5 protein-coding genes and 1 pseudogene are annotated in these 11,420 nt (G+C 39.6%); 3 read left to right on the top strand and 3 right to left on the bottom strand.

The features are described from left to right. Positions 1-1,159: 1,159 nt before the first annotated feature. Positions 1,160-1,720, top strand: coding sequence for a hypothetical protein (locus MHN81_RS27845; RefSeq protein ID WP_239427362.1), 561 nt, complete (start codon positions 1,160-1,162; stop codon positions 1,718-1,720). A gap of 3,908 nt (positions 1,721-5,628) precedes the next feature. Here the strand turns inward: MHN81_RS27845 and MHN81_RS27840 are convergent. Together MHN81_RS27840 and MHN81_RS27835 are read right to left on the bottom strand one after the other, a co-directional pair. After that, entirely contained in the window at positions 5,629-6,186 is a 558-nt protein-coding gene (locus tag MHN81_RS27840) for a heme NO-binding domain-containing protein (RefSeq protein ID WP_023397957.1), read from the bottom strand. Continuing rightward, on the bottom strand, positions 6,183-7,130 hold the full coding sequence (locus tag MHN81_RS27835; protein ID WP_023397956.1) for an ATP-binding protein: 948 nt from the start codon (positions 7,128-7,130) through the stop codon (positions 6,183-6,185). The genes MHN81_RS27840 and MHN81_RS27835 overlap by 4 nt, the downstream gene beginning before the upstream one ends. Positions 7,131-7,537: 407 nt before the next feature. On the opposite strand from MHN81_RS27835, the gene MHN81_RS27830 reads away from it, so the two are divergent. Further along, the gene (locus MHN81_RS27830; protein ID WP_239427361.1) at positions 7,538-9,043 is read left to right on the top strand and encodes a calcium-binding protein; all 1,506 of its coding nucleotides are present in this window, start codon (positions 7,538-7,540) and stop codon (positions 9,041-9,043) included. 221 nt (positions 9,044-9,264) lie between these two features. Then, complete coding sequence (locus MHN81_RS27825; protein ID WP_239427360.1) at positions 9,265-10,494, top strand: pentapeptide repeat-containing protein; 1,230 nt, start codon at positions 9,265-9,267, stop codon at positions 10,492-10,494. Positions 10,495-10,616: 122 nt separating this feature from the next. Here the strand turns inward: MHN81_RS27825 and MHN81_RS27820 are convergent. Next, a pseudogene (locus MHN81_RS27820) lies at positions 10,617-11,072 on the bottom strand (DUF3427 domain-containing protein); the annotation flags it as partial. Positions 11,073-11,420: the final 348 nt, after the last annotated feature.

The following is an 11,420-nucleotide window of genomic DNA, read 5'->3' as shown; positions in this document are numbered from 1 at the left end:
CTTGTGAATATGGATTGCGGGGCAAGCCCACAATGACGACGTTTGTATAATGAAAGGCGATGGTAAACTTTTTTTGGATACATACCCCTCGCTCTGCACCTAACTAGGTCACTCTGCAGTCAATCCCGTCACACAGGTCATAACCCCGTCATCCTTGATCTCGATCTCGCCACACAGGTCATAACCCTGTCATATTTGAACTCGATCTCGTCACACAGATCGTAACCCTGTCATCCTTGAACTAAACCTCGTCACCCTAAACTTGTTTCAGGGTCCACTTGCTTTCAAGCGCAGCGCCGATCATTCAACCTGCTTATGAATAATGGATTGCGGGGCGACTTGTGAATATGGATTGCGGGGCAAGCCCACAATGACGACGTTTGTATAATGAAAGGCGATGGTAAACTTTTTTTGGATACATACCCCTCGCTCTGCACTTAACTAGGTCACTCTGCAGTCAATCCCGTCGCACAGGTCGTAACCCCGTCATCTTTGAACTCGATCTTGTCACACAGGTTGTAACCCTGTCACCCTGAACTCGATCTCGTCACACAGGTTGTAACCCCGTCATCCTGAACTCAATCTCGTCACACAGATCGTAACCCTGTCATCCTTGAACTAAACCTCGTCACCCTGAACTTGTTTCAGGGTCCACTTGCTTTCAAGCGCAGCGCCGATCATTCAACCTGCTTGTGAAAATGGATTGCGGGGCGAGCCCACAATGACGAAAGGGGGTGTTGCTGTTGATTTCAGGGCCCACTTGCTTTCTCGCGCAGCGCCAATCATTCAACCTGCTTGTGAAAATGGATTGCGGGGCAAGCCCACAATGACGAAAGGGGGTAGTGATTGTTGATTTCAGGGTCTAGTGGCTTGACCACATGAACTCATAAAAAAAATGTGCTCTGCGCAATCTTATTTATTTTTAAAATAATTTATTTCCTCACGCTTTGTTAGGCAAAATTCTCCTGTTGTTTTGACGTGTGTGTTGCTGTATTTTATTGTGGTTTTTACATTTATTTTCAGGTGTGTCATCTGATGACTTTACTCGCACTGTTTGATAAAAAGCCTAAATTCAGAGTGTTTTTATCGTTTCCTATTTGTTGCTGAAAATTGTTTGTACTAGGTCCAAACTTAGAAAGAGAGTATTTCCGTGCCACCAATGCCAGAGTTAGAATTATATAATTTAATTGCGCTCAGAGGGTTTCAAGTTTGTGTGTTTAGCATTGCTATATACTTTGCTTTTGTTGCAAAGCAAAAAGGAATCGCGTTCTTATATGACAAACGCTTTAAGCTCGACTCTGACTACAATATAAAACAAGTATCATATTGGATTACATTTGGGGTGATTTTTGTGCTTCACCTTGGTGATGAGCAAATTAACTATGCAATTATTACCGCAGACTTGGACTATATATTTAGGAGGCGGCTGTTCTATCTAGTTAGAGTGTGGATCGTACTGATGTTTTTGACATCTGTATACGCACTACATTCGCTCAGAGGCTGCCCTTTTTCACAGACAACGAGATGGGTTTATTATCTTTCTATACTTGTTGCAACAATAAGCTTTGCACAATTTATTTTGAGAGGGTATCTACACACGGATATCTTAAGCCCTGTTTATCGAGGGTTTAATGCGGTTCACTACTTTTTTCTTTCTATTACATTATTGTCTTACCCTGTAAGAGATCTCTATCAATCTTATCGAATTCGAGCGAGTTAAGTTTTAGTGATGTATTGCGGGTTAAATGCACAAGGTCAGAGATATGCTCAATGGTATTAAATAGTCATACTAGAGGGGAATACATGGTGTTTTGAGCCCGCTAAGTAGTGAAAGGAAATATTACGAGTTTGGCATAGTTGGCACTCTAGGAGGTGAGTTTACTATCCGTATTTAGCATATAAGAACTCTAAGTTGTATTTGCGCGAATGTTGTTGTATTTTGTTGTGGTTTTTACATTTATTTAGAGCCTGTTATTGAGTTGCATTTTGATTGGCATAAACCCAGAGTTAAAAAGTAGAACCCACTTTGACTCTATCTTGTCCGGATTAGTGGGAAACAAATAGCTACTTCCCAAGCCTAAACGTAGAAAGAGAGTGCTTCCGTGTCACAAATGCCAGAAATGGAACTATACGATTTTGTTGCGCTCAGAGGTTTTCACCTTAGCGTGTTTTGCGTTGCTATATATTTTGCTTTTGTAGCAAAGCAAAAAGGTATCGCATTTTTGTATGACAAGCGCTTTAAGCTCGACTCTGACTACAATATAAAACAAGTATCCTATTGGATTACATTTGGTGTGATTTTCGTATTTCACTTTAGCTTCGATAAGATAAACTATGCAATTATTCCCCTAGATTTGGATTATATGTTTAGGAGGCGGCTGTTCTATCTAGTTAGAGTGTGGATTGTACTGATGTTCTTGACATCGATATATGCATTACATTCGCTCAGAGGTTGCCCTTTTTCATCGACAACGCGGATGATTTTTTATATTACCATATCCATTGCGACATTGAGTTTTGTGCAGCTAGTTTTGAGAGGGTATTTGCATACAGATATCTTCAGCCCTGTCTATCGGGGAGTTACCGCTGTTCACAATGTTTTAATTTCTACAACTTTGCTGTCATACCCTGCAAAGGAGCTGTATCAATCTTATCGAAGGCGAACGGCTTAAGCTTTGATGATGCTTTCCATGCCCAAAATATGCCCTAAGTGATACCTGCGCTGCGTTTATAAATGACCAAGCGAGAACAGAATACATGGTTTTCCGTGTTCGCTAGTTATTAATGTTCCCTGAGTACGAAAAATAGCATGCTGATAGTATAGTTAATTCTTATTGTGTGGTGAGGTGGTGAATTTAATATTCTCACAACGTAAACAGAAGTACTGAGTTGTTTTTGCATCAGTGTTGGTGTATTTTGTTGTGGTTTTTACATTTATTTAGAACCTGTTATTGAGTTGCATTTTGATTGGCATAAACCCAGAGTTAAAAAGTAGAACCCACTTTGACTCTATCGTGTCCAGATTAGTGGGAAACAAATAGCTACTTCCCAAGCCTAAACGTAGAAAGAGAGTGTTTCCGTGTCACAAATGCCAGAAATGGAACTATACGATTTTGTTGCGCTTAGAGGACTTCACCTTAGCGTGTTTTGCATTGCTATATATTTTGCTTTTGTAGCAAAGCAAAAAGGTATTGCATTTTTATATGATAAACGCTTTAAACTAAATTCTGACGACAACATAAAACTAGTATCCTATTGGGTTACTTTCGGGGTGATTTTTGTTCTTCTCCTCGGCTTCGACAAGATTAACTATGCTATTATTACGGCAGATTTGGATTATATGTTTAGGAGGCGGCTTTTCTATCTGGTTAAAGTGTGGATTGTACTGATGTTCTTGGCATCGATATATGCATTACATTCGCTCAGAGGTTGCCCTTTTTCAAAGTCAACGCGGTTGATTTTTTATATTTATATATCCATTGCGACATTGAGCTTTGTACAGCTAGTTTTGAGAGGGTACTTACATACAGATATCTTAATGCCCGCCTATAGGGTGTTTAATGCGGTTCACAATGTTTTGATTTCTATTACTTTACTGTCATACCCCGCAAAGGAGCTGTATCAATCTTATCGAATTCGAACTGGTTAATTTGCACTCGATGTGATATCGCAGTGTCCTGATTATTTGCTGATTGAACGTAGCTTAGTATTTGGTAGAAAGTGAGAATTAACAGTGTTCCAGTACATATTTGAAAACTACCCTGCAGTTCCATTTAGAACCTTTCAAGTCATTATGACTGTTACCTTGTTCTATTTTATTTATGAAGTAAAACGTCATGATATATCCATGTTTTACGATAGGACTAGAGAGTTAAAAAGCGATGATGATAAAGATCTAGTCTCTTGGGGAATAACATTTTGTGTTGTCTATATTATGCAGTTTATTGATAACCCTATGCATATCGCTATTATTGGATTGGATATGGACTATATTTTGAGGCGTAGACTCTTTTATCTCCTTAAAATTTGTACAGGCCTTGTAATCTTTTTTGCAATTTATGCTCTGCATGTCTTAAGAGGGTGTTCATTCTCTCAAGCAACAAGATTTATTTACTACATTTACTTATTGCTGATAACAGTACACTTTTTGCAGTTTATCTTGAGGGGGTATATGGAAACAAATATTCTAAGCCCTTTATATCGAGCTAATGCGTTTCTATGTTATTTATACCTAACCATAACAATACTGACTTTACCCATATCAAGGCTTTACCGACGTTGGTATGCTGCAAGAAAAAAGCTAATTAAAGGCTAAAATTGCTTTAAACTAGAGTTTAAGTTCAATTTCCCAGTACTGAAAAAACTACAAAACAAGGACTTTACTGTAATATAAGGCCCGCAATGAAAAGAGATATACTGAGAATTCATCTATGATACGACTGGACCAAATAGAACTTGCAACAATAGCATATTGGGGCTACCGAACTGCGGTATATACGGCATTCTTTTACTTTATTTTACAAGCTTACAGGCGTGGCATCGCAGTCTTTTATGATAAGCGTTTAAAATTAACAGATACGTCAGATAAAGATCTAGTTTCATGGGGAATAACTATTTCAGTCATGTTTGTCCTGCAATGGATTGATCATTTACTCCACTTCTCATTGATTGGGCTCGAGATGGATTATCTATTGAGGCGAAGATTGTTTTACGTAATAAAATTGTCCTTGGCTTTGTTTTTTATCTTTATCATCATAGCATTGCATACACTCCGAGGGTGTACGTTTTCTCGTCTTTCTAGACTTTCCATGTATTTGGTCATACCTAGCGCTACCGTGAATTTTATGCAACTGATTTTTCGAGGCTACTTGGAATCAGAGGCTTTACGGCCTTGGATTGTAATAGTAATAGTGAGTGTTCAGATATGTTATTTTGTTGCCATATTTTCATATTTAGCAATGCAACTATTTGCCGATTACAAGCGATATATAAGAGGTCGAAAAAATGACCAAGAAGAGTGTTAGATCGACTGAGGCTATGCTGTGGCACAATCTTTAGAACCCGAGTTGTACAACTGGATCGCAGTAAGAACCTATCAATTGGTCGTGCCTGTTGTTTTTATATACCTGATTTTCATGCTAAAAAAGAAAGGCGTGAGATTCTTCTATGATAGAAATCAAGCTGTAAAAACAGACTCTGAGAAAAGTTTGATCTCCTGGAGCATCACTGTTTGGACCATAGTTATGTTGTATATGACAGATGGGTATGTGAACCAAGCAATCCTTGATGCTGATATGGATTATTTGGTTCGAAGGCGACTATTTTATTTTACTAAAATGTGCTTTTTAACCGCATTTATGATTTGTATATACACGCTTCACAGACTGCGAAATATCAGTTTTTCTCAATCTACCCGCGTAGTTTTCTATAGCAGCACCTGCACCATTACAATGTTTTTTGCTCAGTTTATATTACGCGGTTATTTGGAAAATGACATTTTGTTGGCCGCTTACCGGCAAGTATCAGCGATTCATTACATTGTCTGTTGTTTGGCGATATTATATTTACCTCTTCGTTTGTTTATCGCGGATGTTAAGCTACGTAAAAGGGATTACTGACAGAATAGTATTAAATGGCAACCTCTTTTGCATAAACAATAGTGTATTTGGCACAGTTCTGGTTATCTTGCCAACCAGTTTGTTTAGTGACATGCAATGGCACACCATAGAATTGTGCCATTCCAGCAAGTACACCCTCTACTAAATCAAACATTCTCCTCGGTGACGTGTATATCAAGTTAGCTTCGATGGGAGATAGTGCACAATATTGAAATTTAGGTGGCTGCGCGTCAGGGTAGAGCTTTTTTAATTCTACGTGGTGTAAGTCGTCCAATTGTTTTAGCACATATGCTGGGTGTGCGTAGTCTGTAAATTGCTTTGGAAGCAAGCCCGAAAGACGTGGGTATAACCACTTTCCAAAATCAAAATGTGCCTTCTCTAGGCTGATCCCCGCTTTTTTGATCACAGTGTCGACCAATTCGATGAGTTGCTCGTCCGGGTAGTTTTCCGTACGCACAAAACCTGTACTGGTATCAAACGAGCAAGCTTCTAATGCATCATATAATAACGCTTCACCCGCGACTTCGCTGACAAATTCTTCGAGTAAGATAAATATATGTCCTTTCATGATACGGATTCCTGTGCCAACGGCAGGCTAATGGTAAAAACTGTCCCTTCACCTTCCGTACTTTCAACGGCAATGCGGCCCCTATGTTGTTGAATTATTTTGTATGAAATAGACAGCCCTAGGCCAGTGCCTTTTCCAACGGGTTTAGTAGTAAAAAAGGGGTCAAAGATGTTTCGTAAGTTTTGTGCTGAGATCCCAATGCCATTGTCCGCGATGGTGACATAAATGTTTTTGTCATCGAAACTACTTGTTATGTCGATCTTGCCGAGCTTTTCTATGGCTTGCCCGGCATTAATTAAGAGGTTTAAGAACACTTGGCATAGCTTGTTACCACTACAACTGAGCTTGGGTAATTGGCTAAGTTGTGTGTTTAATGTCGCATGATGTTTAAAGCTGCTTTGTGCTAGATTAATGGCTTGATCTAACACCAAGTTAAGATCTTCAGGTGCCATCTCTTCGTTGTCAATGTGTGTATAGTTTCTCAGTTCAGTGACGATAGAAGCAATTTTGTTGAGCCCACACAAAGACTCGTCCATTAAATCGGGAATATCATCTTGGATAATGGCGACGTCGTAACTGGACTTTAGCGTCAGCATCTGCTGCTCGTTGGGGACCATTTTTTCAAGGTCATCTTGGTAAGCTAACAGAGTGACTAAGTACATTTTTAGCGTTTCGATATTTGACCTTGCATAGCCTGTAGGTGTATTGAGCTCATGTGCCACCCCCGCAGAAAGTTGACCTAAAGATGCCATTTTTTCTTGCTGGATCAATTGCTCTTCTTGCTTTTTTAGCGCATCGAGCGCCGCACAAAGCTCCTCGTTTGCTTTGTACAAACTGCGCGACTTTGACTCAAGCAGGTCTTCAGCGTGTGCTTTGCCAGCCAGCGCACGCTGCAACTTTTTCTCGAGTAGCGCGATTGTGTTATTTGCTTCTAGTGTTGTCATGCAAATCCAATTCAGTCGTTACACTTAGTTACTTACAAGCAAGAATGGCTCCATATTATTTAGCATGGGTTGTCTAAGATGTTTTATTCATTTAAATCAGAAGGTAACAATGAGTGTTTGGCTTTTCTTAGACTGGCTTCTTTGGCTTATTTGCATTTTGCAAACATGGAACAAGAGGGAGGTTTTTTCCAAAATGCGAAAACAAAGGTTTGTTAAGTCAATTTGCGAAAAGCAAAGTTATTTTGCAATTTGTTACTGGCAATATCCGCCAAATTACTCGCCATTAGTGCCATAAAACTCTGTGGCGGAATATCTTCACTTTTCTTACTTATTTGCTTTCTAGGCTCCTCAAAGTGGTCAAATAAAGGAATAAAAGGCCTTTTTATCAATTACTTTGGGGATACAAAATGACATTTAAAAAAAGGGCAATCTGCGCTGCTTTAACTTTAGGTTTGTCGAATTATGCGTTAGCGGGCTGCGGTGGTTTAAGTGATGGGGCTTCTGCATATATTGATGGTGACACTCTAAAAATTAGTGGTACGAATAGCAGCGAAAAGTTTACTTTAAGCATGTCTGGTGACGATTTAACAGTGACTAGAAAATCAGGCAGCAGCTCGAGCTGCGACAAGTTTTATCTAAGCCAAGTTAATGTGATCCAGGCATCTTTGAACAGCGGCAATGACACCTACAACGGCAAAGATATAGCAGTTGTGCAAAAGGTATATGGCGGTAATGGCAATGACAATATCACAACAGGTCGAAAAAACGATTACATTCGTGGCGGTAACGACAACGATAAAATATTTGGCAGCAGCGGCAATGACTTTCTGATTGGAGACCATGGTAATGACGAAATAGATGGTGGCTACGGCAATGATAGGATCAGCGGTGGTAACGGTCATGACACACTTTTTGGCTCCTACAACAACGACATTATTACAGGGGAAAATGGTGGCGACCTGATCATGGGCGGTCAGGGCTCCGACACCCTATATGGTGGTAATGGTAACGACTATATTGGTGGAGGCTGCACGCTAGAAAATGCTAATGGCGCGAACATTTATGAGCAGTCAGCATGTAATGATGGTGATGACCGAGCAGACAAACTGTATGGTGGGGACGGTCATGATGTTCTGAGCGGGGGCAGTGGCAGCGACACCTTATACGGTGACGACGGACATGACTATTTAACAGGCAACAGTGGCCGAGAAGACCGGCTTTATGGCGGGGAAGGAGATGATGCGCTGTTTGAAAACGGTGATGGAAACCCGAACAACCAGCGTTGGCACAAGGCATGGGGCAATGGTGGTGATGACATTATTGTCACAAATGGAGAAAACTCTAACCAAGAAGGCGGTGGAGGTAATGACGTAATTATTGCACTTTCTACGAACTTTGATGCCAAAATACATGGTGGTAAGAACGGTGACTACATATGGACTGGCGACAGCGCACCCGAAGGCACATGCGGAAAAGGGGAAGACAAAGGCATGGCGTTTCTTAATAGCTGCGAAAGCACGACATGGGTAAAAGACTATCAAGGGTTACTATCTAAAGTGGATAAGAAAAAGAACTTCGATAATCCATATTACGATGCCGCAAATGCCGCTGTTGAGTTAGATGGCTCTCATACCGGCTTTAAAAAAGGCTGGAGAGATTACGGTAAAAACCAAAAGCCCTCGGTACTTTACGACATTGTCTCTCCAGCAGTATTTAAACGCTGGCAGTCAAATAAAAATACAGCTCCATACTCCTATTATGAATGGAATGTGACGTTTAGGTCCGGCTATGGCGCATATGGTACTTACACCAACTGCGTAGAAAATAAAGTAGCTTACTATTGTAAGTTTCAATTGGGCTACTCTCAGTCATGCTATGACAAAGATGGTGACTCCGTAGCGTGCAGCAACTAATCTAATCTGGCAATTAGATGTTAAGTTCAAAGCCCACGGTTGTGGGCTTTTTTGGTTGGAGTGCTCGAATAATATGGCTAGCGTGGCCTATAGTCGTCTTAAATATTCTGTATCACACATATCTAATATCCGTAATCATTTTTTCAGTAAATACAGCTTTTACAAATGAACAATTTTTTATAGAGTTCACAGAGGGGATATTACTTCTAAAGGATATGAGAATGCACAAGTGCTGCTATGTACACAAAGAGCTTACAGTTGGAGAAGAAACTTGGGATCCGGAAAAAGATGGTGGCGACGGTTGCCAATATTCTGAATTAGAAAAAAGCTTGGTAGAGATTGAGTATTTTAACGTTGATGGGAAAGATTGGTGTGAGTTTCACTGTCCAATATTTGATAAAAATGGACACCCTACGCAAAAGTCAAAATGGAGTGATGAGCGAAAAGAAGAATTCGAAAAGAAACTATTTTTAATTGCTGGTAAGAATAAGGATGTGTTTGAACATGAGCACATTGATTACAGTGGCACAATATTTAATACCCCTTTAGATTTTAGTTCATGTATACATAACGATTACCCCAACTTTTCATATTGCGTTTTCTATCAAGAGGTTGATTTTAGCAATTGCAGGTTTACAGGTGACGTCACATTCAGAGGGGCTGTATTTCATAAAGAGGTTTCTTTTTATAAAACTAGATTTGATGAAGGTCTTGATTTCATCTCATGTACTTTCTACGACTCTTTTAACGTTCAATTTTCCCTAAAATCGACTTTTGAAGACAATGAAGAGCGGGAGCTTATAAAGAGCATTGACTTCAAGGGGAGTACTTTTTTTGATCAGGCTAAGTTTGACAATCGTAAATTTAAAGGACACAGTGACTTTACAGCTTGTATATTTCATAAAGCACCTACTTTTTTCAATTGTGAGCTGCATCAAGAGACTGACTTCCCACCTTTTTCTAACTTTTTAGATACCGCTCCAGAAGCAATCAAAGCTTACAGAGTTTTAAAGCTTTCGATGGAAAATGTTAGGAACCGACATGATGAAGCTTCTTTTTTTGCTTTAGAGCAACTCTGTATAAGAAAATCAAAAAAGAAATTGGGTTATATATCAATTGGGTATTTATACGAATTATCAAGTTTATACGGATTAAGTACTATTCGGCCACTTACTTGGATTACTATCGTTACAGCAGCTTCTTTTTTTCTGTATTTTATAGCCTTTCAAATGCAGCATAATTATGGTCTTGAGGCTGTAGATTTTGCTATGAAGCAAATATTCAGACCGTTTTCAATTTGGTCTCATAAAGAAACTATGTATTTGCAATCTCAGTATGAAATTACTACTTTGATAACTTTAAAACTAATAGCATCAGTGCAATCGATACTGACTTTCTCACTATTAAGTATTTTTTTCATTACAATAAGGTGGAAGTTTAAAAGGGGATGAGGTTAGATATACGGCAAGGAAACTTGGTAAGCGTATTTGTTCTGAGCATCTAAAAAGGGCTAGATAGGGACTTTACTCATGTTATTTTCACTGGTCGATATCTAGTCTAAAGTTTTGTAGAAGATTTCCCGTTTGATTTCGCTTTCAAGGGAAATACCTGCGTTTGCTCCAGAAAATAACTCGCTTTGGCTCAGTCCAGTTTGTGGGAATATGTATTTGCTGTAGCTTGGTAAATCACACGAAATTGGGTTTTGCTTGTCAAACAGGGCCGTGAGGATGCGACCTTGTGAATCAATGAGGTTTTCACTGATTAATTGCTCGTCTTTGATGTGATCTTTTAACCAAAATACCAGTTTATTAGCCAGTTCGATTTGCTTGGTGATGCGGTTGTCATCACTATTTTGGATGGCATCAATGGCATCAATGGCATGGGCGACCAGTTTTGAGAGAAAGCGAGATAGCCACACAGAGGCTTCGCTTGATTCAAGCTGACGTTCACCAATGTAAAATTGTTCGCGGTTTAAGTTTTGCTCTACCACTTGAGTAATCAGCTGCTCGTAAATGCCAATTTGCTGCACGACCAAATCCTGTTGTTTTTATTCTAACTAATTGATAGCAAATGTATCTTATCGTTTTTTACCGCATTGGACCAGGAGAGTGTTTTTGCGTTTACGCAAAGCACTTTCTCTCCCTCGTCATTGTTAGCTCGTCCCGCAATCAAGGTTGTTGGTCATTGGACCTTGAAACAAGTTCAGTGAGAGGGGGTGGGGAATGGTGTGGGTTATGTGATTGAAGATTCTAAATGGTTAATGTTTGTAGAGTTTTAACTTTTTGCGTTTGTATAGTTTAAAAGTTAGCGCTTTTGTTACTCTCCGTCATTGTGGGCTTGTTCCGCAATCTAGGCCCATTGATTAATGGGCCCTGAA

This window comes from Pseudoalteromonas sp. Of7M-16 (assembly GCF_022347805.1).
Taxonomy (GTDB): Bacteria; Pseudomonadota; Gammaproteobacteria; order Enterobacterales; family Alteromonadaceae; genus Pseudoalteromonas; species Pseudoalteromonas luteoviolacea_F.
The sequence above is the reverse complement of the archived record's forward strand: the minus strand, read 5'-3'. Positions and strand labels throughout refer to the sequence as shown.